This is a genomic window from Streptomyces sp. NPDC048419 (genome assembly GCF_043200415.1).
Lineage (GTDB): Bacteria > Actinomycetota > Actinomycetes > Streptomycetales > Streptomycetaceae > Streptomyces.
This window is the reverse complement of sequence record NZ_JBICXT010000003.1, coordinates 82,997-109,514: the sequence shown is the minus strand read 5'-3', so window position 1 is coordinate 109,514 and position 26,518 is coordinate 82,997. Positions and strand designations below refer to the sequence as shown.

25 protein-coding genes are annotated in these 26,518 nt (G+C 71.0%); 16 read left to right on the top strand and 9 right to left on the bottom strand.

What is annotated here, in order from left to right; genetic code table 11:
• Positions 1-82 precede the first annotated feature (82 nt).
• Together ACGFYN_RS08235 and ACGFYN_RS08230 are read right to left on the bottom strand one after the other, a co-directional pair.
• Positions 83-895, bottom strand: a complete 813-nt coding sequence (locus ACGFYN_RS08235) for an anti-sigma factor domain-containing protein (protein WP_393864968.1) — start codon at positions 893-895, stop codon at positions 83-85.
• A complete protein-coding gene (locus tag ACGFYN_RS08230; RefSeq protein ID WP_393864967.1) occupies positions 892-1,434 on the bottom strand; it encodes a sigma-70 family RNA polymerase sigma factor in 543 nt (180 codons plus the stop codon). The genes ACGFYN_RS08235 and ACGFYN_RS08230 overlap by 4 nt, the downstream gene beginning before the upstream one ends.
• 228 nt (positions 1,435-1,662) lie before the next feature.
• Here ACGFYN_RS08230 and ACGFYN_RS08225 point away from each other — a divergent pair, with 228 nt between their 5' ends.
• The 4 genes from ACGFYN_RS08225 (at position 1,663) to ACGFYN_RS08210 (ending at position 8,228) form a co-directional block, all read left to right on the top strand.
• Positions 1,663-3,201, top strand: coding sequence for a DUF4331 domain-containing protein (locus ACGFYN_RS08225; protein ID WP_393864966.1), 1,539 nt, complete (start codon positions 1,663-1,665; stop codon positions 3,199-3,201).
• 189 nt (positions 3,202-3,390) lie between these two features.
• Complete coding sequence (locus ACGFYN_RS08220) at positions 3,391-4,902, top strand: tetratricopeptide repeat protein (protein ID WP_393864965.1); 1,512 nt, start codon at positions 3,391-3,393, stop codon at positions 4,900-4,902.
• Positions 4,899-6,569 (top strand): sulfite exporter TauE/SafE family protein, encoded by a 1,671-nt coding sequence (locus ACGFYN_RS08215; RefSeq protein ID WP_393864964.1) that lies wholly within the window; start codon positions 4,899-4,901, stop codon positions 6,567-6,569. Before ACGFYN_RS08220 ends, ACGFYN_RS08215 begins: the two co-directional genes overlap by 4 nt.
• Positions 6,570-6,632: 63 nt before the next feature.
• The gene (locus ACGFYN_RS08210) at positions 6,633-8,228 is read left to right on the top strand and encodes a serine/threonine-protein kinase (RefSeq protein ID WP_393864963.1); all 1,596 of its coding nucleotides are present in this window, start codon (positions 6,633-6,635) and stop codon (positions 8,226-8,228) included.
• Here the strand turns inward: ACGFYN_RS08210 and ACGFYN_RS08205 are convergent, their stop codons facing one another.
• Positions 8,229-9,035 (bottom strand): SGNH/GDSL hydrolase family protein, encoded by an 807-nt coding sequence (locus ACGFYN_RS08205; RefSeq protein ID WP_393864962.1) that lies wholly within the window; start codon positions 9,033-9,035, stop codon positions 8,229-8,231.
• A gap of 250 nt (positions 9,036-9,285) precedes the next feature.
• Here ACGFYN_RS08205 and ACGFYN_RS08200 point away from each other — a divergent pair, with 250 nt between their 5' ends.
• The 5 genes from ACGFYN_RS08200 to ACGFYN_RS08180 all read left to right on the top strand — a co-directional run bounded on the left by ACGFYN_RS08200 (position 9,286) and on the right by ACGFYN_RS08180 (position 16,461).
• On the top strand, positions 9,286-9,690 hold the full coding sequence (locus ACGFYN_RS08200; RefSeq protein ID WP_393864961.1) for a hypothetical protein: 405 nt from the start codon (positions 9,286-9,288) through the stop codon (positions 9,688-9,690).
• A 344-nt stretch (positions 9,691-10,034) separates the two neighbouring features.
• The gene (locus ACGFYN_RS08195) at positions 10,035-10,886 is read left to right on the top strand and encodes a glycosyltransferase family 2 protein (RefSeq protein ID WP_393864960.1); all 852 of its coding nucleotides are present in this window, start codon (positions 10,035-10,037) and stop codon (positions 10,884-10,886) included.
• Positions 10,883-11,872, top strand: coding sequence for a glycosyltransferase family 2 protein (locus ACGFYN_RS08190; RefSeq protein WP_393864959.1), 990 nt, complete (start codon positions 10,883-10,885; stop codon positions 11,870-11,872). The genes ACGFYN_RS08195 and ACGFYN_RS08190 overlap by 4 nt, the downstream gene beginning before the upstream one ends.
• Positions 11,865-12,665 carry a polysaccharide deacetylase family protein gene (locus ACGFYN_RS08185; RefSeq protein WP_393864958.1) on the top strand — a complete coding sequence of 267 codons (801 nt, stop codon included), beginning with the start codon at positions 11,865-11,867 and terminating at the stop codon, positions 12,663-12,665. The genes ACGFYN_RS08190 and ACGFYN_RS08185 overlap by 8 nt, the downstream gene beginning before the upstream one ends.
• Positions 12,658-16,461, top strand: a complete 3,804-nt coding sequence (locus ACGFYN_RS08180) for a lipopolysaccharide biosynthesis protein (protein ID WP_393864957.1) — start codon at positions 12,658-12,660, stop codon at positions 16,459-16,461. Before ACGFYN_RS08185 ends, ACGFYN_RS08180 begins: the two co-directional genes overlap by 8 nt.
• 21 nt (positions 16,462-16,482) lie before the next feature.
• Here the strand turns inward: ACGFYN_RS08180 and ACGFYN_RS08175 are convergent, their stop codons facing one another.
• Positions 16,483-17,913: a xylan 1,4-beta-xylosidase gene (locus ACGFYN_RS08175; protein ID WP_393864956.1), complete on the bottom strand. Its 1,431-nt coding sequence runs from the start codon at positions 17,911-17,913 to the stop codon at positions 16,483-16,485.
• A gap of 188 nt (positions 17,914-18,101) precedes the next feature.
• Between ACGFYN_RS08175 and ACGFYN_RS08170 the strand changes: the two genes are divergently transcribed.
• Together ACGFYN_RS08170 and ACGFYN_RS08165 are read left to right on the top strand one after the other, a co-directional pair.
• Positions 18,102-19,196, top strand: coding sequence for a DUF5925 domain-containing protein (locus tag ACGFYN_RS08170; protein ID WP_393864955.1), 1,095 nt, complete (start codon positions 18,102-18,104; stop codon positions 19,194-19,196).
• A gap of 15 nt (positions 19,197-19,211) precedes the next feature.
• Positions 19,212-19,964, top strand: coding sequence for a DUF72 domain-containing protein (locus ACGFYN_RS08165; protein ID WP_393864954.1), 753 nt, complete (start codon positions 19,212-19,214; stop codon positions 19,962-19,964).
• Between the two features lie 45 nt (positions 19,965-20,009).
• Here the strand turns inward: ACGFYN_RS08165 and ACGFYN_RS08160 are convergent, their stop codons facing one another.
• Entirely contained in the window at positions 20,010-20,381 is a 372-nt protein-coding gene (locus ACGFYN_RS08160) for a GntR family transcriptional regulator (RefSeq protein WP_393864953.1), read from the bottom strand.
• 71 nt (positions 20,382-20,452) lie between these two features.
• Between ACGFYN_RS08160 and ACGFYN_RS08155 the strand changes: the two genes are divergently transcribed.
• On the top strand, positions 20,453-21,385 hold the full coding sequence (locus tag ACGFYN_RS08155) for a GNAT family N-acetyltransferase (RefSeq protein WP_393864952.1): 933 nt from the start codon (positions 20,453-20,455) through the stop codon (positions 21,383-21,385).
• The gene (locus ACGFYN_RS08150) at positions 21,366-21,866 is read left to right on the top strand and encodes a DUF402 domain-containing protein (protein ID WP_393864951.1); all 501 of its coding nucleotides are present in this window, start codon (positions 21,366-21,368) and stop codon (positions 21,864-21,866) included. The genes ACGFYN_RS08155 and ACGFYN_RS08150 overlap by 20 nt, the downstream gene beginning before the upstream one ends.
• 43 nt (positions 21,867-21,909) lie before the next feature.
• On the opposite strand, the gene ACGFYN_RS08145 is transcribed toward ACGFYN_RS08150, so the two are convergent.
• Positions 21,910-22,527, bottom strand: coding sequence for a class I SAM-dependent methyltransferase (locus ACGFYN_RS08145; protein ID WP_393864950.1), 618 nt, complete (start codon positions 22,525-22,527; stop codon positions 21,910-21,912).
• A gap of 139 nt (positions 22,528-22,666) precedes the next feature.
• On the opposite strand from ACGFYN_RS08145, the gene ACGFYN_RS08140 reads away from it, so the two are divergent.
• Positions 22,667-22,801, top strand: coding sequence for a hypothetical protein (locus ACGFYN_RS08140; RefSeq protein ID WP_393864949.1), 135 nt, complete (start codon positions 22,667-22,669; stop codon positions 22,799-22,801).
• A 6-nt stretch (positions 22,802-22,807) separates the two neighbouring features.
• On the opposite strand, the gene ACGFYN_RS08135 is transcribed toward ACGFYN_RS08140, so the two are convergent.
• Positions 22,808-23,257, bottom strand: coding sequence for a GNAT family N-acetyltransferase (locus tag ACGFYN_RS08135; protein ID WP_393864948.1), 450 nt, complete (start codon positions 23,255-23,257; stop codon positions 22,808-22,810).
• 213 nt (positions 23,258-23,470) lie between these two features.
• Here ACGFYN_RS08135 and ACGFYN_RS08130 point away from each other — a divergent pair, with 213 nt between their 5' ends.
• On the top strand, positions 23,471-24,511 hold the full coding sequence (locus ACGFYN_RS08130) for a lytic polysaccharide monooxygenase (RefSeq protein ID WP_393864947.1): 1,041 nt from the start codon (positions 23,471-23,473) through the stop codon (positions 24,509-24,511).
• A gap of 55 nt (positions 24,512-24,566) precedes the next feature.
• Here ACGFYN_RS08130 and ACGFYN_RS08125 read toward each other — a convergent pair whose 3' ends face one another.
• Positions 24,567-25,427 carry an esterase/lipase family protein gene (locus ACGFYN_RS08125; RefSeq protein WP_393864946.1) on the bottom strand — a complete coding sequence of 287 codons (861 nt, stop codon included), beginning with the start codon at positions 25,425-25,427 and terminating at the stop codon, positions 24,567-24,569.
• 173 nt (positions 25,428-25,600) lie between these two features.
• Entirely contained in the window at positions 25,601-26,047 is a 447-nt protein-coding gene (locus ACGFYN_RS08120; protein WP_393864945.1) for a MarR family winged helix-turn-helix transcriptional regulator, read from the bottom strand.
• 95 nt (positions 26,048-26,142) lie between these two features.
• Between ACGFYN_RS08120 and ACGFYN_RS08115 the strand changes: the two genes are divergently transcribed.
• On the top strand, positions 26,143-26,517 hold the full coding sequence (locus tag ACGFYN_RS08115) for a cupin domain-containing protein (protein ID WP_393864944.1): 375 nt from the start codon (positions 26,143-26,145) through the stop codon (positions 26,515-26,517).
• Position 26,518 lies beyond the last annotated feature (1 nt).

The following is a 26,518-nucleotide window of genomic DNA, read 5'->3' as shown; positions in this document are numbered from 1 at the left end:
CCCTATCGCTCTCCCGAGGCACTCGTGTATCGCGGTCACAGGATTCACCTTCCCCGTAAGGAGGTTGACGACTCCACGTTCGTCACTCTCCGAATCCAACCGATTTCAGGGCGAGTTGGACAACCGGCTGGCTGGTCGGCTGCGGCGAGCCGCCACCGGGCTCCACGGTCACAGCGAGTGATGTGGCCGCCTTGTCGAGTCCGGTCGCGACCAAGGGCGTGTCGCCGCCGTCGAACAGCCCCAGAGAGCGCGGCTGCGCACCGGGGCGCATGAGCCAGAGCTGGTGCACGCGTCCGCCGGGCGGGCTGCCGTATCCGCTGAGGGTGACGACCGCCTGTCCCTCGGAGGCGGAGGCGACCACCGAGAGGGCGCGGCCCTGCTTGTCCTGTCCCGCGGTCGCGTGGGCGTCGGGAGCTGCGAGAACGTGGGCGATCTCACGTGACTGGGCCCTCGCGGCGTCCAGCCGGTCCTGCGTCCTGTTCGCCTGCACGGCGAAGAGCGAGGCGACCACGAGGGCCGCGGCGGCGGTCGCCGTGGCGAAGGGGACGAAGAGCGGGCGGCGCTCACGGGGCGCACGGGAGCGCGCCGGCGGCGGCTGCGTGCCCCAGACGTGGGGCGGCAGCTGGGGCGTGTGCTCACGCGCCGGCTCCTGCGGCGTCGCGCGGACGGCGGCCAGCACCCGGTCGCGCATCGCGGCCGGCGCCGGGGCGACCGTCGACCAGGCGAGCCGGACGGCGTCCTCGGACAGGGCCCGCACCTCGGCGTCGCAGATCTCGCACGAGGCGAGGTGCTTCTCGAAGCGGACCCGCTCGGCTGGCGCCAGGGCGTCGAGCGCGTAGGGGGCCGCCAGGGAGTGCGGATCCTCGCTGCCCAGCAGTTTCTTGAGGAGACTCATGCGACACCTCCCAGGCACTTGCGCAGCTGGGTGAGTCCGTCGCGCATGCGGGTCTTGACCGTGCCCAGCGGCAGTGACAGCCGCTCCGCCACTTCACGGTACGTGTAGCCGTCGTAGTAGGCGAGGGTGACGGACTGGCGCTGGAGATCGGTGAGCCGGTCCAGGCAGCGGCGCACCCACTCGCGTTCGAGACCCGCCTCCACCTCCTCGGTGACCTGGTCGAAGGCCGGGTGGTGGGCCCGGCGTGCCTCGCGCTGCTCGCGCTCGCCGGCCGCGCGGGCGCTGCGCACCCGGTCGACGGCCCGGCGGTGCGCGAGGGTGAGGATCCAGGACACTGCGCTGCCGCGTGCGGGGTCGAACCGGGCGGCGGACCGCCACAGTTCGAGCAGCACCTCCTGGGCCACCTCCTCCGACTGCGCGGGGTCGCGCACGACCCGGCGCACCAGTCCGAACACCGGCCCGGACACCAGTCCGTACAGCTCCTCGAATGCTTTCTGGTCGCCGCCCGCCACCAGCAGCAGAAGCTCGTCCGCCTCCACTCGGTTCCCCTCTCCCCGGCCGCAAGGGCCCCGTCCCGTCACACCAGGCATTCGCAACGAACGCACCTCCGGATGGGGTTACGGACGGGCGGGCCGAAAACGCCAGTCGCCGCGCGATGAAACAAGATTCCCGGCGCTCCGTAAAGACCTTTGGGATTCGACCAATCCACCCTGCCGACCGCTCCGAATCAGCGTGCGTCAGGCAAGTTGGGACTGAGGACGGACGGCATGACACCTATCTCCAGGAGCGGTGCGGGACGCAGGAGCATCGCGACCCTGATAGCCGGCGCGCTGGCCGCCGGAGGGCTCGCGGCCGCCGGCGTGGCCACGCTGGAACCGGGGGCGGCCTCCGCCTCCAGCCACCGGGAGGCTCCGCTGATCTCGGGGCAGCCCCAGTACGACAACACCGACGTGTACGCGTTCGTCAGCCCGGACAAGCCGGACACGACGACGATCATCGCCAACTGGATCCCGTTCGAGGATCCGGCGGGCGGGCCGAACTTCTACACGTTCGCCGACGACGCCCAGTACGACATCCACATCGACAACAACGGTGACGCGCAGGGCGAGTTGCTGCTGCGCTACACCTTCAAGACGCACACCAAGAACAAGAAGACGTTCCTCTTCAACACGGGCGCGGTCACCAGTCTGGACGACCCCGACCTGAACGTGACGCAGACGTACGACATCGACCTCATCAAGCTGCACAACCAGAAGGTGACGTCGAAGACCAAGCTCGCCGACGACGTTCCGGTGGCACCGTCGAACGTCGGCAAGGCGTCGATGCCGGACTACAACACCCTGCGCAAGCAGGCGGTCCACAAGCTCGCCAGCGGCGCCCAGACGTTCGCGGGCCAGGCCGACGACCCGTTCTTCCTGGACCTGCGCGTCTTCGACCTGCTCTACGGCGGCAACCTGTCGGAGGTCGGGCGGGACACGCTCAAGGGCTACAACGTCAACTCCATCGCCCTGCAGGTCCCGACCGACATGATCACGGAGTCCAAGGACCAGCCGATCGTCGGCGTCTGGTCGACGACCGAGCGCAAGAACGCCCAGGGCTACTACGAGCAGGTCTCGCGCCTCGGTAACCCGCTGGTCAACGAGGTGGTCAACCCACTGAAGGACAAGGACAAGTTCAACGCGTCCTCGCCCTGGAACGACGGCCAGTTCCTCAAGAACGTGACCAACCCCGAGCTGCCCAAGCTCATCGAGTCGATCTACAAGATCAAGGCGCCGGCCGAGCCGCGCAACGACCTGGTCGACGTGTTCCTCAAGGGCGTGAAGGGCCTCAACCAGCCGCCGAAGGTGCGCCCGGCGGAGGAGCTGCGCCTGAACACCTCGATCAAGCCCACGGCCGGCCCGAAGCGGCTGGGTGTGCTCGACGGTGACAACGCCGGCTTCCCGAACGGCCGTCGCCTCACCGACGACGTGGTCGACGAGGCGCTGCAGGTCGTCGAGGGCGAACTGGTCGGTTCCAAGAACGACTTGGGCGACGCGGTCGACAAGAACGACAAGGGCTTCGGCCACTCCTTCCCGTACCTGGCCAACCCGACGGCCGGCTCGCGCGGTGCCACCGCCAAGGGTGTCACCAGCGGCAACGACGTCCGCAACCAGCTGGGCGACGCCCTGCAGCCGACGGGTTCCTCCACCGGCGGCCTGAGCAACACCGGTCTGATCGCCGCCTCCGCGGGCGCCGGCGCGGCCGGCATCGCCCTGATCGCCGCCGGCCTGATGTGGTGGCGCCGGATGCGGGGGCGGGCGTACTGACGCTCGCAGGGGAACTGCCGGCCGTCGCCCGCCCGCAGCGGCGTCGTGGCTGGTCACGCAGTTCCCCGCGCCCCTTCGGCCGGGCTCCGGCCCGGCCCCACCGACTGGCGCGGTCCGTTCGTACCCATCCCCCACGGCCGGACCGCGCCGCACAACTTCCGTACACAGCACCTCGATTGAGGAGAGGGCATGGCCTCGCGCACGAACGGCACCGACCCGGAGAAGGAGACCGGCACCCCGCCGCTCCTCCCACCGGAACCCGAGGTCGAGCTGCACCCCGAGGAGTCCGGCAGCGGTGGCGTCCCCGACGAGAGCGCGGCCGCCGATCCCCGGGTCGCCGCCGTGCGGCGGGTGGCGGAGGCCGGGCGGCGGCTGAGGGCCGTGCAACTCGGGGGGACCGTCGTGCTGCTGGCCGTGGCGCTGACCTTCGGGTCCATCGCGGTCGGGGCGCTGCGGGACCGCGCGGGCGCGGCCGTCGCCTCCGCCCCGAGTGCCGCGTCCGCGGCGCTGCTGTCCGGCGGCAGCCTGGACGCGAGCATCGCCTCGCTGCAGGCCCAGCTCAAGGCGCAGCCCAAGGACTTCGGGAGCTGGGCCACCCTCGGCCTGGCGTACGTCGAGCAGGCCCGGACCAAGGGCGACCCGTCGCGCTACCCGCAGGCCGAGAAGGCCCTGCAGCACTCGCTCGCCCTGAAGCCCGGCAACGAGCAGGCCGTCACCGGTCAGGCCGCCCTCGCCGCGGCCCGGCACGACTTCGCGCACGCCCTGACGTACGCGGACAGCGTGCTCGAGGAGAACCCCTACAGCGAACGCGCCCTGTCCTCCCGCATCGACGCCCTCGTCGAACTCGGCCGCTACGCCGAGGCGTCGAAGGCCGCCGACACCGCCGACTCCCGGCGCCCGGGCGTTCCGGTCTTCACCCGGTACGCCTACGTGCACGAGCTGCGCGGGGACGTGAGGACGGCACGACAGGTCCTGCAGCAGGCGCTCGCCACCTCCACCGCCCGCGGCGACATCTCCTACGTCGCCGCCCAGCTCGGCCTGCTCGCCTGGAACCAGGGCGACTACAAGAGCGCCCTCACCTACTACGCCCGCGCGCTCGCCGCCGACGAGAACTACCTCCCCGCCCTGGAGGGCCGCGCCCGCGCCCAGTACGCGAGCGGCGACCACGCCGCCGCCATCAAGGGCATGGAGCAGGTCGTCGCCCGCTACCCGCTGCCGCAGCCGCTGGTCGAGCTCGGCGAGATGTACCAGGACCGCGGCGCCCAGGGCGACGAGGCGAAGGCCCACGACCAGTACGCGCTGGTCGACGCCTGGATCGCGCTGGCCCGCGCCTACGGCGTCAACGCCGACCTCGACACCGCGCTCGCCGCCGCCGACCACGGCAGCAAGGCCTCCGCGCTGCGCGCCGCCCGCGCCGAGTGGGCCCGCCGGCACACCGTGCACACGGCGGACGCCCTCGCCTGGGCCCTGCACGTCAACGGCAAGGACGCGGATGCGCTCCCGTACGCCCGGCAGGCGACGGCCACGGGCTACCGCAACGCCGCGTTCCTCTACCACCGCGGCATGATCGAACGCGCCACCGGCCATGCGAAGGAGGCCCGTTCCTCCCTGACGGCGGCGCTCCGGCTCAACCCCGGCTTCTCGCCGCTGGGTGCCGATGAGGCCCGTAAGGCGGTCAAGGACCTGGAGGCCGCGCAGTGAACCCTCGTCGGCTGCTCGCCTCCACCGGGGCCGTCCTCACGGCGGCCTGCGCGCTCGCGCTGCTTCCTTCCACCGGCGCGAGCGCGCACCCCCTCGGCAACTTCACCGTCAACCGCTACGACGGCCTGGTCGCCGCCCCCGGCACGCTCCGCGTCGCCCACGTCGAGGACCTCGCCGAGATCCCGGCCACGCAGGCCAAACCCGACATCGAGCGGCTCGGCATGACCGAGTGGGCGCGGGAGCGGTGCGCGAAGGCGGCGGACGGCAGCAAGGTCACCGTCGACGGACGGCCCACCGCCCTGACCGTCGGCAGCAGCAAGGCGCGTCTGCGGCCGGGACAGGCGGGACTGAACACCCTCCGGGTGGAGTGCGGGCTGACCGCGCCGCTCCCCGAGCACGACACCGTGCGTCTCGGCTTCCACAGTGCGGGCGCGTCCTCCGGTCCCGGCTGGCGCGAGATCACCGCGCGGGGCGACCGCATGACGCTCACCGCCACGGACGTACCGAGGACGTCGGTGTCCCACGAACTCACCAGCTATCCCAAGGAGTTGCTCTCCTCCCCCGCCGACACCTCGTCCGCCTCCCTGCGTGTGCGTACCGGCGGGCCGGCCCTGGCCGAGGAGCGGCAGGACGCCCCCGCGGCCTCGGTCCTGCCGCGCGGCGCCGACCGCTGGACCCGTGCCCTGGACTCCCTGGTGGCCCGGCACGACCTCACCTTCGGCTTCGCCGCGCTGGCCCTGCTGATCGCGATCGTCCTGGGCGCGATGCACGCGCTGGCCCCGGGCCACGGCAAGACCCTGATGGCGGCGACGGCGGCCGCCCGCGGCGGCCGTGCCCGCCTCAAGGACGTGCTGCCCCTGGCCGCCTCGGTGACGGTCACCCACACCCTCGGCGTGGTCGCGCTCGGCCTCCTGGTCACGGCCGGCTCGGGTGCGACGCCCTCGGTGATCGCCTGGCTGGGCATCGCGAGCGGCGTCATGGTGGCCTCCGCGGGCGCCACCCTCGTACGCCGTGCCTGGCGCAACCGCGGTCCCGCCCACTCTCATGGCCACGCGCAGGGCCATCCGCATCCGCACGGCCCCGGCGGCCACACGCACCCGCACGAGGCCCGCCGGCCCGAGGAACGCGCCCTGGTGTCGGTGGCCGCCCGCACCGAACCCGCCTCGGCGACCGCGGACACCCCCGCCCACGCACACCGTCACGACCACGCGCACCCACACGACCACGTACACGGTCACGACCACCGCCACGACCACGGTCACAGCCATCCCCACACCGTCGAGCACACGCACGGCGGCTTCACCCACACCCACTCCACCGCCCCCACCCTCCGCGGCACGCTGCTGCTCGGCTTCGCCGGCGGTCTCGTGCCGAGCCCCTCCGCCGTCGTCGTGCTCGTGGGCGCCGCGGCGCTCGGACAGGCCTGGTTCGGGCTGCTGCTCGTCGTCGCGTACGGCATCGGGCTCGCCCTCACGCTGACCGCGGCCGGGTTCGCCGTCGTCAAGCTGGGCACCGGCATGAACCGCCTGCTGGAGGGGCGCCCCCGCTGGACCGGCCACCCCCTCGCGTCCCTGGTCCGCAGGACCGCCCCGCTGGGGTCGGCGTTCCTTGTCGTGGCCCTGGGCATCGGACTGGTGCTCAAGGGGGCCGCATCCGCACTCGGCTGAGCTACGTTTGTGGAGGAATCACACGGAGTGGAGACGACTCGCGGATGCGAATGGGGGAAGCCCGTGTCCGAAGAACCGGGCAGTGAACGTGTGATCGCCGGCCGCTACCGCCTCCTGACCCCCCTCGGTCAGGGCGGGATGGGAACCGTGTGGCGCGCCAGGGACGAGGTGCTGCACCGCGAGGTCGCCGTCAAGGAGGTGCGCGCACCCGCCGGACTCGACGCCTCGGACGTCGGGCGGATGTACGCCCGCCTCGAACGCGAGGCGTGGGCGGCCGCCCGGGTCGCCAACCGCAACGTCGTCACGGTGTACGACGTCGCCACCGAGGACGGCCGGCCCTGGATCGTCATGGAGCTGGTCCGCGGCGTCTCCCTCGCCGACGTCCTGGAGTCCGAGGGGCCACTGCCGCCGCAGCGCGCCGCGCAGATCGGTGCCGAGGTGCTGTCCGCGCTGCGGGCGGCGCACGCGGCAGGCGTACTGCACCGCGACGTGAAACCGGCCAACGTGCTGATGTCGAACGACGGCCGGGTGGTGCTCACCGACTTCGGCATCGCCCAGGTGGAGGGCAGCTCCGCGCTGACCATGACCGGCGAGGTCATCGGCTCGCCCGAATTCCTCGCACCGGAGCGGGCGTTGGGCCGCACACCGGGCCCGGAGTCCGACCTGTGGTCACTGGGCGTCCTGCTGTACGCGGCCGTCCAGGGGCACTCGCCGTTCCGCCAGGACACCCCGCTCAGCACCCTGCGGGCGATCGTCGACGAGGAGCTGCCGCCGCCGTGGCAGGCCGGTCCGCTCGCCCCCGTCATCGAGGGCCTGCTGCGCAAGGACCCGGCCGAGCGGATGCCCGCCGACCGGGCCGAGGAGGACCTGCGGCTCATCGCGGCGGGAGGTACACCCGGTGTGTACGGAGCGCCGACCGTCCCGTACACGCCGACGATGGCCGGATACCCGGACGGGGGAGCGCCGACCCCGCCGATGCCGTACGGGGCGGCGCGGACCGGGCCCGCGACGACGGCCACGACCGAGCCGGAGAGGCGCAACCGCAAGGCCGCCTTCGTCCTGATCGCCGGCCTGGTCGTGCTCGCGCTGGCGCTGGCGGGTCTGACGTACGCGCTGCTGAACCGCGGCAGCGGTGACGGCACCGCCAGTGGTGACAACACCCGCTCCGGGAGCGGCACTTCGCATACGCCCACCGCGACGAAGCCGGCCGGCGGCGGGGCCACGAGCCATACGCCGAGCCCGTCGAGCAGCCGTACGACGTCGGCCCCCCAGTCCGTGAAGGTCACCCTCGCGGGTGCGAACACCTCCTATTCCGGCAGCTGTCCGCCCTCGAGCGGCCGGGCGCCCGCCTTCACGGCGACGTTCACGGTGGGGAAGCTGCCGGCCGAGGTGAGCTACCGCTGGGTGTCGCAGGACGGCCAGGTCATGGACCAGGGGTGGCGGACCATGTCCTTCTCGGAGGGCGGCTCGAAGAGCAAGCAGGACAGGGCCTTCGTGACGACCTACGACAGCGCGGGGACGTTCCGCAACGAGATCAGTGTCGAGGTGCGCTCACCGGTGGACACGACGTCCAACTCGGTTCCGTTCTCGGTGACCTGCGTGGCGGAGACCCCGACGGGCGGGGCCTCCTCCAGTGCGTCGCCGTCACCGTCCCAGTGATCAGGCGGCGCTGGTCAGGACCGGCAGAAAGCCGCCGGACTGGCCGGCCGCGGTCGGGTGGTAGGACTCGCCGATGTTGAGCCATTCGACGCTGTGCAGCCAGGAGCTGCCGGAGCAGATCTCGTGGCCGGTGAAGGTGGAGCGGACGTCGCCGAAGGTGAACCCGTGGTCGGCGGCGGCCTTGGCGACGGCCGTGTCGAGGTAGTCGGCCGCGCCGTTGATCGCCTGGCGCTTGGTCTCGGAGAGCCCGACGCAGGTGGTGCCGAGCTTGTAGAAGCGGGGGTAGCCGAGGACGACCACATGGGCGTTCGGGGCCTTGGCGCTGATCGCGTTGTAGACGGTGTTCAGCTGTCCGGGGAGCGTCGAGTCGACGTACGCCTTCGCGGTGTTGATCCGGGAGAGGCAGGTGCTGTCGGACTGGAGCACGCAGGTCGTCATGACGTCGGAGAAGCCTGCGTCGTTGCCGCCGATGCTGATGGAGACCAGGCCCGTGGCGGTGCTGAGCGGGCCCAGCTGCCCGGACAGAACATCACCCGTACGGGCGCCCGAGCAGGCGGTGAAGTCGAACGTCGAGGGTGAGTGGGCGGCGGCCCAGAGGTAGGGATAGGCCTTCGTGCTGCGCTTGCAGTCGCCGCTGGAGCTGATGTAGCTGCCCGACCCGACCCCGGAGGAGTAGGAGTCGCCGAGGGCCACATAGCCGGTCGCCGCGGCGTCCTGGGACGCCTGCGCCGCGGTGGCCCCGGTGAGGGACGCGCCGGCGGCGAGGAGGATCGAACTCACGAAGACGGCAATTCGGGAACGTCTCATGGAACCTCCCTTTAGCAGGATCTCTGCCGTAACCGTCGTACCAACTACGCGTGTCGACGGGAAGTGTCCATGTCAAGACTTTCGAGCCAACTACCGCCCGGATCCGGCCTTCTTCACGCCGGCACCCCCTAGCGGTTGGTTCAAGAATGCACAAGAACTGCCCCCAGGCCCCTTCCGGACCTTGACGGCCCCTCACGGGCTGCGCGACTCTGAAGCCCGGCATCCGGCGCGTCGGGGGGCAAAGTCGCCAATGCAGACCATCCGTATCAAGAGAGCATCAACAGCGGGCGCCGAGCGGGAGCGGACAGGACCGGGGAGGGACCTGTCGCCACTGCTCGCCGGCGCCGCTACGGCCGTGGGGGGCTGCGGCGCGCTTCTGGCGCTCGCCGGCTCGGACTCACCCCTGCGCGGCCCGCTCACCCTGTTCTTCCTGCTCGCCGCGCCCACCACGGCCATCGGGGCCGCGCTGCGCGGGCTGGAGCCTCTCGGTCGCGCCATCGGCGCGATCGCGGGTGCGATCGCCCTCGACATGCTCGTGGCGCAGGGCATGTTGGCCGTTCACCGATGGTCGGTGACCGGGGGAATCATCGCAGTGACCGTGATCAGTTTCTGTCTTTTGGCGGGCTGTGTAACGGTCAAACCAACAAAAACGTGAGGCCTCGTTCCAGGCCTTGCCATACGGGTTCAATCGTCAATACCGTCGTACATCTCACCCGCATCGGTCCATCACCAAGCGGCTCTAGGGGAGGGCTCAAGGACCGCGATGGATCCGGCGTGGGGCGCGGTAGGGGGGTGCCGTGCTCGGTGACCGCACTTGTGACCGAGTCGTGCCGCGAGACCGGCTGCCGTTCCACGGCAGGCGGCCAGCTATGCCAGCTCGCCTCGGCATGCACGGAGATCCATTTCGTCATGTCACGGGCGTGAACCCCCCTTTCGAACCGGACACATAACCGGGCCGCCCAGGGGCGGGCGGTCCACCGGACGAGAGGGACCAGACTCATGAGTTCTGTTCTTCGGCCGGCGACCACGGACCAGGATCCGTTAATTGCCAGCAAATACCGGCCGATCTCTTCTCACCTGGCCATCGCACCGCCGGTGAGCGTGGTGATTCCCGCCATGAATGAGGCGGAGAATCTCCCCTACGTGTTCAAGACACTTCCCGACTGGATACACGAAGTCGTTCTGGTGGACGGCAATTCGACGGACGACACCGTCGAAGTGGCCCGCGGCCTGTGGCCGGAGGTCAAGGTCGTCGAGCAGCGCGGCAAGGGCAAGGGCGACGCGCTGATCACCGGCTTCGAGGCCTGCACCGGCGACATCATCGTGATGGTCGACGCGGACGGCTCGGCGGACGGCAACGAGATAGTCAGCTACGTCTCCGCCCTGGTCTCCGGCGCCGACTTCGCCAAGGGATCCCGCTTCGCCAACGGCGGCGGCACCGACGACATGACGTTCATACGCAAGCTCGGCAACTGGGCTCTGTGCACGATCGTCAACCGCAAGTTCGGCGCCCGCTACACGGATCTCTGCTACGGATACAACGCGTTCTGGCGGCACTGCCTGGACAAGATCTCCCTGGACTGCACCGGCTTCGAGATCGAGACCCTGATCAACATCCGCGTGGTCAAGGCCGGTCTGAAGGTGCAGGAGATCCCGAGCCACGAGTACCTGCGCATCCACGGCGCGAGCAATCTGCGGGCCGTGCGCGACGGGTTCCGGGTGCTCAAGGTCATCCTGAAGGAGCGGTCGAACCGGAAGGAGCTGCGCAGCCAGGAGCGCCACTCGCCGATGCTCGAGTCGGTTCCGCTCGACCCGGTCCCTCTCGACTCGGTCCAGGGAGAGGTGTCTTGAGCGATCTCGACATCTCCGTCGTGATCTGCGTGTACACCGAGGACCGCTGGGAGGACATCCTCGCGGCGGTCTCCTCGGTGCGCGCGCAGTCGCACCCCGCCCTGGAGACACTGCTGGCCGTCGACCACAATCCGGCGCTGCTGGACCGGCTGGCCAAGGAGTACAAGGAGGCCGACGACGTACGGGTGTTCGCCAACGCGGGCCCCCGCGGCCTGTCCGCGGGCCGCAACACCGGGATCGCGGCCTCGCGCGGCGAGGTGATCGCCTTCCTCGACGACGACGCCGTGGCCGAGCGGGACTGGCTGCGCCGCTTCGCCGAGGGCTATGCCGATCCCCGGGTGATGGCCGTCGGCGGCCGTACGATGCCGATCTGGGCGTCGGGCCGCCGTCCGGCCTGGTTCCCCGAGGAGTTCGACTGGGTGGTCGGCTGCACCTACAAGGGACTGCCACCTGGCCTGGTCCGGGTGCGCAACGTCCTCGGGGGCAACGCCTCCTTCCGCCGTACGGCGTTCGACGCGGCCGGCGGCTTCGCGACCGGCATCGGCCGCGACGGCGACAAGCGGCCGCTCGGCTGCGAGGAGACGGAGCTGTGCATCCGGCTCACCCGCGCCAGACCGGACGCGGTCCTGCTGATCGACGACCGCGCGGTGATCCACCACCGGGTGCCCGAGGCGCGCGAGCACTTCGGGTACTTCCGCACCCGTGCCTACGCCGAGGGCCTGTCCAAGGCGCTGGTGGCACGAAGTGTGGGCGCGGACAAGGGACTTGAGTCCGAGCGCCGGTACGCCACCAGGGTGCTGCCGGCCGGTGTGGTCCGGGGTCTGCGCGACGCCGTGCTGGTCCGCCCGGGGGGCGCGGGCCGTGCGGGCGCAATTGTCGCCGGGGTGCTCACCGCGGCCGGGGGGTACGTGGTGGGCAGCGTCCGGGCACGCCGTGGCGGAGGCACCTTCTCCGTCGTCGAGATCGAGGGGGGATCTCATGACTGAAGCACCGGTGCCGATCCTGATGTACCACTCGGTGGCGACCGCCCCGAACGACGCGACCCGCGAGCTGTCGGTGGCGCCCGAGGCGTTCGCCGAGCAGATGGCGTGCATCGGGGATCGTGGGTTCACGCCGGTCAACACGGCGGACCTGGCGGCGAGTTGGCGTTCGGGGCGCCCACTGCCACCGCGGCCCGTGCTCATCACCTTCGACGACGGTTACGAGGGCGTGCACCGGCACGCCCTGCCGGTCCTCGCCAAGCACGGCTTCGCGTCCACGCTGTTCGTCTCCACGGGCTGGATCAAGGGCGCGTACGACACGGGCGGTGGCCTGGACGCGATGCTGGACTGGGACCAGGTGCGCGAACTCGCCGGCGCGGACGTGGAGATCGGTGGGCACAGCCACACCCATCCGCAGCTCGACCAGCTCGACGACGACGCCCTGTGCCACGAACTGATCCACAGCAAGGAGATCGTCGCCGACGAGCTGGGCTCCGTCCCCGCCTCGTTCGCCTACCCGTACGGCTACTCCAGCCGACGGGTGCGCGAAGCCGTGCGCGAGACGGGGTACGCCCAGGCGCTCGCCGTCGGCAACGGCCTCGCACGCCGCAGCCAGGGTCCGTACGCCGTGCAGCGCGTGACCGTGCGCCGCGGCACGGGCATCGAGGAGTTCGAGCGGCTGGTCGAAGGCCGCGCGATCGCCCGCAACTTCGCCAGGGACCGCGTGCTCACCAAGGGGTACGCGATGGTCCGCAGAGCACGCCAGGTTCGCCGGAAGGCCATCAGTTCCCGTGTCTGACACGACGACCACGACCGAGGCAGCGTCGTCCCCGACCGAGGCGCCCGAGCAGGCGGGGCGCCGTCTTCGCCTGCCCGGACTGGGCCGGAAACAGGGCGGCAACCAGCTGTTCCGCAACGCCTATGCGCTGATGCTGAACACCGGCATCTCCGCCGTGCTCGGCCTCGGCTTCTGGCTGGCCGCGGCCCGCTACTACTCCGAGGACGCGGTCGGCCAGGGCTCGGCCGCGATCGCCGCGATGAAGTTCCTGGCGGGTCTCACCGCGGTGACCCTGACCGGCGCCCTGGCCCGGTTCATCCCGGTCGCCGGGCGCACCACCGGGCGGCTGATCTTCCGTACGTACGCGGGCAGTTCGCTGGTCGTGGCGGTGGCGGCGGGCATCTTCCTGCTGACGCTGAACGTGTGGGGGCCGTCGTACCGCTTCCTGCACGGGCCGCTGCACGGACTCGGGTTCATCGTGGCCGTCATGGCCTGGAACCTGCTCACGCTCCAGGACGGAGTGCTGACGGGGCTCCGGAGCGCGCCCTGGGTCCCGGTGGGCAACACCGTGTTCTCCGCGGTGAAGCTGGGACTGCTGGTCGCGTTCGCCGTGGCGATCCCGACGACCGGCGTGTTCGTCTCCTGGGTCGCCGCGATCGCCACCTCGGTGGTCCCGCTCGGCTGGCTGGTCTTCCGGCGCCTGGTGCCGCGGCATGTGAAGGCGACCGAGGGCCATGCGAAGCCGCCGACGCTGCGGGAGGTCGGGAGGTTCCTCTCCGGCGACTACACCGGCTCGCTGTTCTCGCTCGCCGTGGTCTACCTGATCCCGGTGATCATCGCCTCCCAGGTCAGCTCCAGGGACAACGCGTACTTCTACATCACCACCACGATCGGCGGCACGGTCAACCTGCTCGCCATCAACATGGGCGCCTCGCTGACCGTCGAGGGCTCGCACGACCCGGCCCGGCTGGCCGTCAACACCCGTGCCGCGCTGCGGCGGATGGCCCGGATCATGCTGCCGATCTGCGGGGTGCTGTTCATCGGGGCGCCGTGGATCCTCGGCGTGTTCGGCGCGGGCTACGCGGACGCGGCGACACCGCTGCTGCGCTGGTTCGCGGTGGGCGCGCTGCTGCGGGTCGTCATGGAGACGTACTTCGCGGTGCTGCGCGCGCAGAGCCGCACCGCCGGACTCGCCTGGCTCCAGGGCCTGCTGTGCGTCCTGGTGCTCGGTCTGACGCTGCTGCTGCTCCCCCGCATGGGGCTGACCGGCGCCGGTGTCGCCGAGATCTCCTCGCTCGCGGTGATCGTCACGATCGCCGCCCCGAAGCTGTTCCGGATCCTGCGCGCCGCTCCGGCCGCCGACGTGCCCGAGCACGCGGCACCCGACGGGGACCTCGCCGACCTGGGGGCGCGCGAGGTCCCGGCCGCCGACGCGCCGCGCCGGCGCGGGCCCGCCTGGGCACTGGACTCCGACACCCTCGCGCTCGGCATCCACGTCGACTTCGACCATGTGGAACGGCGGCCGGACGTGCGGCCGGGGCCCGGCACCCCGCCCACCGGGACACCGGTCCCGCCTCTCGACCACCGGCCCACCTGGGCGAAGAACCCGGAAGTCGGCCTGCCGGTCGAGGAGCGGGAGCCGGGGTCCGAGGCCTCGCTGGGGCCCGCCGAGGTGGACGCCCCGTTCGGAGCGGCCTTCGGCGAGGAGGTCGTACAGGAGGCGGAGGCGTCGCTCGTCCAGGAGGAGCCGCCCGAGGAGGTGCGGGAGCCCGAACCGCCCGCCCTGTCCTGGCGCGAGCGCCTGCGGCCGAGCCGCCTCGGTGTCGTCCTCGGCTGTCTGCTCACCGCCGCGCTGCTGCTGTACTGGGTGCCCGCGCTGGGGCTAGGCGAGGCCGACCTGGAGGCGATGGGCGGGCTCGGCCTCATCTCGGTCCTGCCGCTGCCGACGCTGGTCGGGGCGGCCCTGCTGGTCGCGGTGTTCGCCGCGCTGCTCTGGACGGGCCGGGAGCACAAGGTGCTGCTCCTGGTCACGCTGCTGGCGACGGTGATCTCACTGCACGCGCTGCCCGCGGTGATCGAGACCGAGCCGCGCTTCCCGACGGCCTGGCAGCACCTGGGCTTCCTCGACTACATCGACCGCACCGGCTCCGCCGTTCCGGACCTGGACGCGCGCTGGAGCTGGCCCGGCTTCTTCGCGGTGGCCGCGTTCGTCACGAAGGCCTGCGGGGTCACCGACCTCACCGAGGTCATCCGCTGGTGGCCGCTGACCATCCAACTCCTCTATCTGGCGCCGATGTTCCTTCTCGTGCGCTCGATGCGGGCGAGCTGGCGGGCCAAGTGGACCGGCATCTGGATCTTCGTGCTCAGCGGCTGGGTGGGCCAGGACTACTTCTCGCCGCAGGGCTTCACCTACCTCCTCTACCTGGCGTTCGTGGCGATCCTGCTGGTCTGGTTCCGCGAACCGCGGGTGCTCTGGACGAAGAGGCGGCCCGGTGAGGCGGAGGTCGAGCCGACGACCCGGCGCCAGAAGGCGGCCCTGCTCGGGGTGCTGATCGGCCTGTACGCGGCGAGCGTCCCGGCCCACCAGCTCACGCCGTTCATGATGCTGGGCGTGCTCGCGGTGCTCGTCGTGATCGGCCGGTCCGAACTGCGCGGCCTGCCCATCCTGTTCGGCGTCGTGGTCGCGGCCTGGCTGGGCTTCATGGCCGAGCCGTACTGGTCCGGGCACTTCAACGAACTGTTCGGCGGGGTCGGCGGCGTCGGCAGCAACGTCTCCACGTCGGTCTCCGGCCGTATCCAGGGCGGCGACTCGACCCACAAGCTCGTCCTGTACTCGCGCGTGCTGCTGGCCGGCACGGTGATGGCGTTCGCCTGCTGGGGCTGGTGGCGCCGGCGCGACCACAGGTACCGCGAGCGGTCGCTGCTGGTGCTGACGTTCGTCCCGTTCCTGGGCTTCGGCATGCAGTCCTACGGCGGCGAGATGGCGCTGCGCGTCTTCATGTTCGCCGTGCCGGGCGCGGCGCTGCTGGCCGGCCTCGCCCTGTTCCCGCGCACCGGCGCCACCGCCGAGGAGCGGGACAAGGACCGGGTGAGCCTCGCCCCGCTGGCCGCGCTCATGGCGGGACTGCTCCTCATGGGCGGCTTCCTGGTGGCCCGCTGGGGCAACGAGCCGTTCGAGCGGGTGCGGCCCGGCGAGGTCGCGGCCATGGACTACGTGTACGCCCACGACAAGCCGACCGTCCGCCTGCTGTGGCTGAGCAACGACACGGTCAACGACGTGACGCCGGCGATGCCGTGGGGTGCGAAGGACATGGAGCGGGTGAACTACGTGCCCACACTGGCACCGGCCGACCCGGTGCTGGTGTCCGGCCTGGTCAAGGCCCTCAAGGACGCGGGTCCGAACTCGTACCTGATGATCAACGAGAGCCAGACGACGTACCTGCGGATGGACGTGGGCTATTCGGACACCTGGGAGCCCAGGCTGATCCAGAACCTGGACCGGCGGCCGGAGTTGAAGAGGGTCTACGTCAACGCCGACGCGACGATCTACGCCCTGGCGAAGCAGCCCGAGGGCAAGGTGGCGAAGCCGGACCCGGGTCCGATCGGGCCGCAGATCACCTGGACGCCCTGGTCGGTCGTCGGCGCCCTGGCGGCCCTCGCGCTCATCGTGCTGCTGACCGCACGCGAGGTCGTACGGATCGCGCTGCGGCCGAGTGTGCGGCAACTGCGGTGGCTGCAGAGCAGTTACTGGTTCTCGCTGCCGCTGCTGGCGGTGTTCCTGGCCTCGCTGGTGCAGCGGTTCGTGACGATGAAGTGAGGCCACGCGCCGTGAAGTGGCTCAACCGCCCGTGCGGTCGAGCCACTTCACTTCGTACGCCTGCATCTCGAAGCGTTTGCCGTCGACCTTCGCGCTGATCGACCGGTCCAGGGTGTTGACCACCAGGACGGTCCTGTCGGTGGCGAGGACGCGGACGTTGGGCACGTCGTCCGCGGCGACGGGGACGCTCGTGTACCGAGTGCCGGGCGGGAACGCCTGGTGGAAGCGGGAGACCAGGTCGAACATGGGCAGCTTCCGCCCGCCGTCCGAGCCGTCGGTGGGCGTCCACAGGCAGCCGGCGCAGCCGTCGCCCTTCTCGTCCTCCGGGTTCCAGTAGAAGCCGGAGGAGGCGCCGCCCCTGACCATGGCGATCATCCCGGCGGCCTGGACGGCGACGCGGCGGCTCTCCGACCAGCCCTTGCGCTCGTCCTTGCCGTCTGCGGGCTCGACGTAGTACTCGGACCACCACAGCGGCAGGTTGCCCGTCTGCTTGCGCACCCACTTGCCGACGGCGGTGAACTTGTCCGTGGCCGCGAACTCGTTCGGCAGCATCTCGTCGTCGTTGGTGTAGCTGGAGCCGTCCACGACGACGAAGTCGGCGCCCGCCTTGTTCTTGTTCCAGTAGTCGAAGGCGTCGAGGATTCGCTGGTCCATGGCGCCCCAGGGCCCCTTGAAGGTCGCGGAGGCCTCGTCCGCGCGCGGGTCGACGCTGTCCATCACCAGATACGGCCCGCCGACCATGATCTTCTTGTCGACCTTCTTCAGGGCCTTGTAGACGAGGTTGTAGAGCTTGGTGTAACCCTCGTAGTCCCAGCGGCCCTTGGCGTCGTTCCAGAAGCCCTTGAACTCGTTCCAGACAATGAAGTGGCGTACGTCCGGGTAGCGCTTGGCGACGGTCGCGGCGAGCGCGGCGAAGTCCGCGTAGTGCTCCGGCTCGGGCGCCGTCTCCAGCGCCGACTGGCTCCAGTCGGTGTTGTCGACGCCGGCCTTGCCGCCCTTCATCCAGTCCGGGGAGCAGCACAGCGTGACGACCGGGGTGCCGCCGGACTTGCGGATGAAGTCGATACGGCGGTCCATCGCGCCGAAGTCGTAACGCCCCTTCACCGGCTCGGGGTTGTCGGCACCCCAGCCCATGATCGCCTGGTCCTGCGGCATGCCCCCGGCACCCGAGAGCAGTTGCTCCACCCGGTCGGTGGCCGCCGAGTCGCCCTCGTCGGCGCTGTACTGGGTGTGGGTGAAGCCCCAGCCCACCTCTGGCTTGTCCTGGTCGGGCGGAGTGACCGGGGTGCCGTGCACCGAGTCGCCGTTGCGCGAGGTGCCCGCGGTGCTTGTGCCGCCCCCCGGCAGCGTGTTGATCAGGGTGACGATCAGCGCCAGCGCGGCCACGCCCACCCCGAGCAGCGCGGTGAGCCGCCACCGCCCTGCCCCCGAAGTCCACCCATGACGTCCCATCGAGGGCAACAGTAACCGTGTACCCGCCAGGTAGGGCAGATGTTGTGAATGCACAGGTCTGTAACAGGGCGGACGCGCTACAGCGGCAGGCAATTCGGAAGCACCCGGCACGGCGGACACAGGCGACACACCTGACGCACGGCGGAAACCGGGTGCATGCGGCGTCCTCGTGACGGATCATGGACGCCATGTCTGCGCACCCGCACGAAGCTCTGCCGATCCGGCTCAACGTCGACGACAGCGACTCGCCGTCCGACGTCGTCGACGCGCTGTTCCTCGGCCGGTTCGCGACGGGCGAGCAGCCGTACTCGCACGCGGCGAACATCGACCGCGTCCGGTCCGGGGCCACGCTCCTGCCGCCGGGCGCCCGCGTGCTGCGCGTGGCCCGCGACGACGACCGCAGCGCGACGCTGGCGGAGGGCGACGGCTGGACGCTGCTGGTCTCCCGCTGGAACCGCGGCGCGGACGTCACGGTGACGGCCACCAGCGAGGAACTCGCGCAGAAGGTCCTCGACCAGGCCACGGACGGCGCGGCGGACGAGCCCGAACCCCAGCCGGAGAACGTGACGATGGGCTTCTGGTACGTCTCCCCGCGCCGCGGCCCGCACCGCACCACCCGGCAGATCTCCGCCGGCACCTGGGACGAGGTGCGGGAGAACTACACCGCGCCGGTGGCCGAGGCGATGGACCAGTTGATGAAGACGACACCGGAGGACATCGCGGGCCGTCTGCTCCTGCTGCACGGCCCGCCCGGCACCGGCAAGACCTCGGCGCTGCGCACCCTCGCCCGCTCCTGGCGGGACTGGTGTCAGGTGGACTGCGTGCTCGACCCCGAGCGGCTGTTCTCCGACGTCGGCTATCTGATGGACATCGCGATCGGCGAGGAGGACGGGACGGGCAAGGGCCGCTGGCGGCTGCTGCTCCTGGAGGACTGCGACGAGCTGATCCGCGGCGAGGCCAAGCACACGGCGGGCCAGGCCCTGTCCCGTCTGCTCAACCTCACCGACGGCCTGCTGGGCCAGGGCCGCAACGTCCTGGTCGGCGTGACGACCAACGAGGACCTGGAGCGCCTGCACCCCGCCGTGGTCCGCCCCGGCCGCTGTCTGGCCCGTATCGAGGTGGGCTCGCTGACCCGCCGCGAGGCGGTGAACTGGCTCGGCACGGAGGAGGGCGTGGGCCGCGAGGGGGCCACCCTGGCAGAGCTGTACGCACTGCGCCGGGGCACGTCCCCGACGGCTCTGCCTCAGCCGCGGGACGGGGCGGACGCGGGCCTGTACCTGTAGTGCTTCGATGGAGACATGACCCTGTTCATCGGGACGTCGGGCTGGCAGTACAAGGACTGGCGGGGCGTCTTCTATCCGGACCGGTGCCCGCAGCGGCTGTGGCTGGAGGAGTACACGCAGCACTTCGCCACGGTGGAGATCAACAACGCGTTCTACCGTCTGCCGACGCGGGAGAACTTCGCGTCCTGGCGGGAGCGGGTACCGCGGGACTTCGTGGTCGCGGTCAAGGTCAGCCGGTATCTGACCCACATCAGGCGGCTGCGTGAACCGAGGGAACCGGTCGAGCGCCTGATGAGCCACGCGGCCGGCCTCGGCGACCGCCTGGGCCCGTTGCTCCTCCAGCTCCCGCCGACGCTGAAGGCGGACGCGGGGCTGCTGGACGACTGCCTGGCCTGCTTCCCGTCCGGCACGCGGGTGGCGGTCGAGCCGCGCCACGACTCCTGGTGGACTCAGGAGATCCGCGAGGTCCTTCAGTCCCGCGGCGCGGCCCTGTGCTGGGCCGACGTGCGATCCCGCCCGAGGACCCCGCTGTGGCGCACCACGGGCTGGGGCTACGTCCGCTTCCACGAGGGACGCGCGCAGGCATGGCCGCGCTACGGGCGCCGGGCACTGAGTACCTGGGCGGAGCGCATCGCGCAGACCTGGGGTCCCGGCGACGACGTGTACGCGTACTTCAACAACGACCCGAACGGCGCGGCGGTGGAGGACGCCGTCACTTTCGCGGCAGCAGCACGCACACGCGACCTGCGGGTCACCCGCACCACCTGACCTCCGCACCGCCCGACACCCGCACCCCCCTGTGCCGGACTCCGCTCACTCCTCCCCGTAAGCCGCCCGCAGGGCGTCCCGCGCGGCGGCCGTCGCATCCGCCTCCGTCAGCCCCAGCCGACGGGCACGCTCGGCGTACGTCTGCGCGGCCGACGCCAGCTCCCGTTCCGCGGCCGAGCCGGCGGCAGCCACATACGTGCCGTTGCGCCCCCGGGTCTCGATCACCCCGTCGCTCTCCAGGGCGCGGTAGGCCTTGGCGACCGTGTTCGCCGCGAGGCCGAGCGATTCGGCCAGCCCCCGCACGGTCGGCAGCCGGTAGCCCACGGGCAGTGCGCCCGACCGCGCCTGCTCGGAGATCTGCGCCCGCACCTGCTCGTACGGCGCGGCACTGTCGTCGATGTGGATCTTCAAGGTCACGCAGCCGATTCTCCCGCACCCGCCGGAAAATGAGAGGCGCAGGGGTGTGCCCCCCCGTAGCGTGCGACCACATGACTGTGATCGTGCGCGACCTGCGCCCCGACGACCGGTCCGACGTCGAGGCCTTCGCCCGGGTACGGCATCTCGCCCTCCCGTACATCCTGTGGACCGCGGACGCCGTCCTGCACCGCCTCGCCCACGGCCACCCCGACGCCCGCTTCCGGTCGCTCGTCGCGGAGGAGGACGGCGAGGTGATCGGCACGGCCCAGGTGCAACTGGCGCACGACAGCCCGGAACCGGGCCAGGGCATGCTCAACATCTACGTCCACCCGGACCGGACGCGTCGCGGCGCCGGCGAGCTGCTGGTCCGCGCCTCCGAGGAACACCTCACCGCGCACGGCGCGACGAAGCTGTTCGCATGGGTGCTGGACGAGCCGGCCAACCGGGCCTTCGCCGAGCGGCACGGCTACGGCGCCAGCCGCTCCGCCCACTTCCTCCGCCTCGACCTGGCCGGGGGCACGCTGCCGCCGCTCCAGTACCCGCCGCCCGGTGTCGAGTTGCGCCCGGCGGCCGACTTCGCGGACGATCCGCGCCCGCTGTTCGAGCTGGACGCGGAGACCGCGCAGGACGAACCGAGCGACGTGGACACCGAGTTCACCGACTACGAGAACTGGATCGAGGAGAACTGGAAGCACCCGCTGCTGAACCGGGAGCTGACCACGGTCGCCTTCGTCGAGGGCCGCCCGGCCGCCTTCAGCGTGGCGTACACGGACGCCCCGACCGGCCGCTACGTCACCGCCATGACCGGCACCGCCCGCGCCTTCCGCGGCCGCGGACTGGCCAAGCTCGCCAAGAACGACTCCCTGCACCGCGCCCGCGCCGCCGGCTACACCCAGGCGCTCACGGGCAACGACGTGGGCAACGACCCTATGCTCGCGATCAACAAGTGGTTCGGGTACGAGATCTGCGCGACGGAGGTGCGGTATGTCCGTGAACTCGGCTGAGCGAGGCACGCTGCTGGACGTCGTCCTCGTCAAGGCGGGCCGTACGAAGATCCGTTACACGGCGGAGCTGCTCGGCGACGACGGCACGCGCATCGCCGTCCGGGCTCCCTGGGCGGGCGAGGGCGTGCGCGACTTCGGCTTCGTGCGTTTCGAGAAGGGCGACGTCTTCACGGAGCACTACTGGCGGGACCGCTGGTACTCGGTGAAGGAGGTCCGCGACTTCGCGGGCGTGCTGAAGGGCTGGTACTGCGACATCACCCGCCCCGCCGTGCTCTCCGGCACCGAACTGGTCGTCGAGGACCTCGACCTGGACCTGTGGCGCTCGGCCGACGGCAGGGACGTACGCCGCCTGGACGAGGACGAGTTCGAGGCGAGCGGCCTGACGGAGACGGACCCGGAGGCCGCCGTGGCGGCGGTGGCCGCGCTGGACGAGCTGGAGAGGCTGGCGCGCGGGGGTGACTTCGAGGCACTGGCGGACTGAGAGCGACGCGCGTGGCGTCGGCGCACGGCCGGCCGGGCCGGCGTCACACCACGGCCACCACCGCATACCTCTCGTCCGCCACTTCCCTCCCCCACAGTGCCGTCTCCTCCGACAGCCGCTCCACCCGCACCTCACCCACCACGAGCGGGGCCAGGAGAGCGGTCAGGGCGTCGGCCGCAATGCCCACCGGGGCGACCGTGCCCCAGACGCCCTCGACCAGGACGAGCCGGCCCCCCGGCCGCAGCAGCCCGCGCCACTGGCGCAGGGCGCGGCCGGGGTCGGGCAGCGCCCACAGCACGTGCCGTACGAGCACGACGTCGAAGCGCTGCTCCCCCACCGGCGGTGCCGCCGCGTCACCGACGAGGAACACGGCGTCACGTCCGGCCAGCTTGGCTCTGGCGCGGCCGACCATCGCCGGGGACGCGTCCACGCCGGTCACACGGTGCCCCCGCTCGGCCGCGAGGAGCGACAGACTGCCGGTGCCGCAGCCGAGATCGAGGACGTCGCTCGCCCGCGCGGGCAGCCAGGAGGCGAGCCGGACGGCCCAGGCCCGCCGGACCTCCGGATCGCGCAGTCCGTGGTCCGGCTCGTCGTCGAAGGAGGCGGCCTGCGCGTCCCAGTCGACGTCCGCGCCGGTCAGGCGCACATTGTCATCCGTCATGCGCTCAAGAGTGACACCCGCCACTGACAGTCGAATGGTGACAGCGGCCACAGACAGACCGGCACCGATGAGTCACCCTCCCGAAAAGGGTCTACCTCCGTGAGAAAGCGGAACTCGGTAGGCACTGAAGGAGGCAGCCATGCGCCGGACCACTGTGCAGAAGCCCCTGAGGAAGACGGACTCCCGCAGGGTCCGCGACGAGGCCGACGAGCGTCCTTCCGGACGTCCGGAGGTGCGCCGAGACATCGCGCGAACATGGTGGCCGGACGGCTGACGCCGGTCAGTCCAGCCGTTTGCGGTAGTGGATGCGGTCGTAGGGACCGTCCGCGCGCTGCGCCACGACCTCGTAGCCGTACTTCGGATAGATCTTCTGGTTCTCCCACATCATCGCGTTGGTGTAGAGCCTGACCTCGGGCAGACCGAGCGCACGCGCGCGTGCGTCCACGAACCGCAGCAGCCGCCGTCCCACTCCGCCGCCGTGCGCATCGGGGTGGACGGCGATGCTGTCCAGGAACAGATGGTCGTCGTGCTCCTCGAGCACCACGAGCCCGATGACGGGGTCCCCCGTCACGAACACCTTCCCCGCGGCCACGTTCGCCGCGTGGTCCGCCTCCATGGGCACCGGCACCACCCCGATGCGCTCGATGTAGCGGTGGTACGCGGCGTCGGTCACGGCCTTCACGGCCGCCACGTCGGCGGCGACGGCCGGCCGGATCTCGTCGTCTCCCATGCCGCGCACGGTATTACCTGATCCCAGTCTGAGCACTCCCTTAACGCGACCATAAGGATCTCCATCACCTGCCTCCAGCAGGCGATTTCACGAGTTCTTGGGGCTAGTTTCTGATCGCACCCCACGGGATCCGCCCCGCACGGGATCCGCCCCACGGATCTCCCGCCCGCGGGCTCCACCCCACGCGTCAGGACCGTTCCGAGGAGATTCCGCATGCCCGCACGCCGCCGCGAGATCGCCACGCTCGCCGTCCTCGGTGCCGCCCCGCTCGCCCTGACCGCGCTCGGCGCCGCCCCGGCCTCGGCGCACGGCACGATGGGCGATCCGGTCAGCCGGGTCTCGCAGTGTTACGCGGAGGGTCCGCAGAGCCCCAGGTCGGCCGCGTGCAAGGCGGCGGTCGCGGCCGGCGGCACCCAGGCGCTCTACGACTGGAACGGCATCCGCATCGGCGACGCCGGCGGGCAGCACCAGGCGCTGATCCCGGACGGCAAGTTGTGCAGCGCGAACAACGAGGAGTTCAAGGGCCTCGACCTGGCGCGCGCCGACTGGCCCGCGACGAGCGTGAAGAGCGGCGCGTACACCTTCAAGTACCGCGTGACCGCCCCGCACAAGGGCACCTTCAAGGTGTATCTCACCAAGGCCGGCTACGACCCGGCCAAGCCGCCGGCCTGGTCGGAACTGGACCTGGCGCACCCGGTGGCGACGGCCACCGACCCGGTGGCCTCCGGCGGCTTCTACACCTTCTCCGGCACGCTCCCCCAGCGCTCCGGCAAGCAGCTGCTGTACGCGATCTGGCAGCGCTCGGACAGCCCGGAGGCCTTCTACTCCTGCTCGGACGTCACCTTCGGCGGCACCACCGCGAGCAGCGGCGGCAAAGACACCGGCAGCAGCGGAAGCAGGGGCACCAGCAGCAACGGCGGTGGTACGGCGGCCGGTTCCACGCCTGCTCCGGCCGCTTCCGCGCCCTCCGACGCGCAGATCGCCGCGGGTGCGGGCAGGTCGACGATCGAGCACCACGGTCACGGTGACCAGGACGCCGGCACGTCGGCCGAGCCCCGGATCACCGCCGAGGCGGCCGCCGCCGACGAACCGGCGCCGGCCGGTGCCTCGCAGAACCTCGCCGAGACCGGGGGCAGCGGCAGCACCCCGTACCTGGCCATCGGCGGAGCGGCCGCCCTGGCCCTCGGCGCGGCGGCCCTGTTCGCCTCCGTCCGCAGGCGCGCGACCGACGGCGGACGGCACGGCCGGCCGTAGGCCCCACGGGGGGCGGGGCCTGTCCGGCGGCTCAGGTCGGACAGGCCCCGATGCGTCAGCTCAGCACCGACGCGCAGGTGGTCGTGGTGGCATGGGCCGGGTCGAGCGCGTTGGCCACCTCATGGAAGGCGAGCCGGTCGGTGAGACCGATCAGGACGTGCTCCGAGAGGTCGAGCGAGCACAGGTTCTGGATCAGGACGTTGTGCACGTCGGAACCGCTCAGGAACTGGCTGCCGTACGGCGTGACCACCTCGTCGTGCTTGGTGGCGATGACCGTGTAGTGGACTCCGGGGACGGTGTCGCCGCCCGCGTTGAGCTTGGTGAGGAAGGCGGACCCGACCATTTGGTCGGCCAGGCCGGGCGTGTTCTTGGACAGCAGGTCCGCGGCGCCCGGGAAGTACGGGAGCAGGTTGGTCAGGCCGTCCAGGTCGGTGCCGTGGTTGTCGGGTGCGATGCCGACGAGGGCGTTCACCTTGGTGGCTCCGCCGAGGAACTTGAGGTAGTAGCGGGGCATCATGCCGCCCTGCGAGTGACCGACGATGTCGGCCTTGTTCGTGCCGGTCGCGGTGAGCACCTTGTCGACGTAGGCGGAGAGTTGCTCAGCCGACTTGTCGATGGGGCCGAGGCCGTAGAAGACGGGGACGCCGGACAGCTGCCCGTAGTCCATGGAGAAGACGCAGTAGCCCCGGTCCTTCAGGTAGGGGGCGAGGGCCAGCCAGTTGTCGACGGAGTTGCCGAAGGTGCCGTGGACGAGGACCACAGGGCGCGGATGAGCGGCGGAGGGCTTGCAGGAGTAGTCGTTCCAGCCGGAGCTCGGAGCGCCGGCGGCATGTGCGACGGTGGCGGGGACGACGGCGACCGAGGCCGTCAGCAGCAGGGCGGCGAAGGGTCTGAGCATGCGTTTCCAGGGCAGCATCGTGTGATCTCCTTGCGGCTCAAGGGAGTTGCGATGGCCTTACGCCCTGTGATCCGGATCACGAAGGATGCTGTTCACTCGTCAAGTTACGGGCGAGTAGTGCAAGTGTGAAGTTACGCGTCAGTAAAAACTTCCAGTGATAACTGACCCGTCAAGTAGCCGCTGACACACCGTCACCAGGTGGGTCTGATGGGGCCAAAGGGCGCGATCCTCGTCAACTGGTCGCGCAAAGTCCGCACTTGGCCTTCTCCCAGCAGCCGCCCCCACGCCTGCACGACCTCCGCCGCGGCCTCCTCCGCGGCCCGGGTGCACGCCCACCCCCGCTCGGTCAGCACCACCAGCCGCGCCCTGGCGTCGTCCGGATGCGACCGCCGCTCGGCATACCCCTTGCGTACGATCTCGTCGACCAGCTGGCTCGCGGCCTGCTTGGTCACCCCGAGATGAGCGGCCAGCTCGGTCACGGTCGCACCGTCGGGGGCGAGCCGGGTGAAGGCGAACCCGTGCGCGGGCCGGACCCCCTCGAAGCCACGCGCGACCACCCCCTCGTTGATGCGCTGGGTGAGCTCACCGGCGACGGCGAGCAGGGCGGCGGACAGGGCCATGGCCTCGGAGTTCTGCACGGAGGCATTGAAACACCCTTGACGGATTGGTCAAGCAGCTTGACCATAGGGGCAGGAAATATAGTCAACGTGCTTGACCATAATGGAGGCATCACATGCCCGTCGTCCGATCGTCGGAAGCCCAGGTCCATGAACTGCACGGTGCCCGCTTCGTCTCGTACGCCACCACGCTCACCGGAAGCAAGGAGCTGTGCGCCTGGCGCGGTGAGATTCCGGCGGGCACCAAGGCGCCCGTGCACACCGTCAGCCGGGAGGAGATCCTGCACGTCCTCGACGGCGAACTGCTCGTCGTGCTCGACGGACAGACCGCCCGTGTCACCGCCGGCGACACCCTGATCGTCAATCCCGGCGCGACCCTCGCCGTGGAGAACCCGGGCGAGCGGACCGCGGTCACCTGGGTCACCACCTCCGTCGGCCTGGAGGCCGAGCTCGCCGACGGCACCCGTATCGCACCCCCGTGGGCACACTGAC

What these genes read in the sequence shown, in the direction of transcription:
- ACGFYN_RS08235 (WP_393864968.1), bottom strand. Translation starts at nt 895, where the DNA reads ATGAGTCTCCTCAAGAAACTGCTGGGCAGCGAGGATCCGCACTCCCTG.
- ACGFYN_RS08225 (WP_393864966.1), top strand. Translation starts at nt 1,663, where the DNA reads ATGACACCTATCTCCAGGAGCGGTGCGGGACGCAGGAGCATCGCGACC.
- ACGFYN_RS08220 (WP_393864965.1), top strand. Translation starts at nt 3,391, where the DNA reads ATGGCCTCGCGCACGAACGGCACCGACCCGGAGAAGGAGACCGGCACC.
- ACGFYN_RS08205 (WP_393864962.1), bottom strand. Translation starts at nt 9,035, where the DNA reads ATGAGACGTTCCCGAATTGCCGTCTTCGTGAGTTCGATCCTCCTCGCC.
- ACGFYN_RS08200 (WP_393864961.1), top strand. Translation starts at nt 9,286, where the DNA reads ATGCAGACCATCCGTATCAAGAGAGCATCAACAGCGGGCGCCGAGCGG.
- ACGFYN_RS08195 (WP_393864960.1), top strand. Translation starts at nt 10,035, where the DNA reads ATGAGTTCTGTTCTTCGGCCGGCGACCACGGACCAGGATCCGTTAATT.
- ACGFYN_RS08185 (WP_393864958.1), top strand. Translation starts at nt 11,865, where the DNA reads ATGACTGAAGCACCGGTGCCGATCCTGATGTACCACTCGGTGGCGACC.
- ACGFYN_RS08175 (WP_393864956.1), bottom strand. Translation starts at nt 17,913, where the DNA reads ATGGGACGTCATGGGTGGACTTCGGGGGCAGGGCGGTGGCGGCTCACC.
- ACGFYN_RS08170 (WP_393864955.1), top strand. Translation starts at nt 18,102, where the DNA reads ATGTCTGCGCACCCGCACGAAGCTCTGCCGATCCGGCTCAACGTCGAC.
- ACGFYN_RS08165 (WP_393864954.1), top strand. Translation starts at nt 19,212, where the DNA reads ATGACCCTGTTCATCGGGACGTCGGGCTGGCAGTACAAGGACTGGCGG.
- ACGFYN_RS08155 (WP_393864952.1), top strand. Translation starts at nt 20,453, where the DNA reads ATGACTGTGATCGTGCGCGACCTGCGCCCCGACGACCGGTCCGACGTC.
- ACGFYN_RS08150 (WP_393864951.1), top strand. Translation starts at nt 21,366, where the DNA reads ATGTCCGTGAACTCGGCTGAGCGAGGCACGCTGCTGGACGTCGTCCTC.
- ACGFYN_RS08145 (WP_393864950.1), bottom strand. Translation starts at nt 22,527, where the DNA reads ATGACGGATGACAATGTGCGCCTGACCGGCGCGGACGTCGACTGGGAC.
- ACGFYN_RS08140 (WP_393864949.1), top strand. Translation starts at nt 22,667, where the DNA reads ATGCGCCGGACCACTGTGCAGAAGCCCCTGAGGAAGACGGACTCCCGC.
- ACGFYN_RS08135 (WP_393864948.1), bottom strand. Translation starts at nt 23,257, where the DNA reads ATGGGAGACGACGAGATCCGGCCGGCCGTCGCCGCCGACGTGGCGGCC.
- ACGFYN_RS08130 (WP_393864947.1), top strand. Translation starts at nt 23,471, where the DNA reads ATGCCCGCACGCCGCCGCGAGATCGCCACGCTCGCCGTCCTCGGTGCC.
- ACGFYN_RS08125 (WP_393864946.1), bottom strand. Translation starts at nt 25,427, where the DNA reads ATGCTGCCCTGGAAACGCATGCTCAGACCCTTCGCCGCCCTGCTGCTG.
- ACGFYN_RS08115 (WP_393864944.1), top strand. Translation starts at nt 26,143, where the DNA reads ATGCCCGTCGTCCGATCGTCGGAAGCCCAGGTCCATGAACTGCACGGT.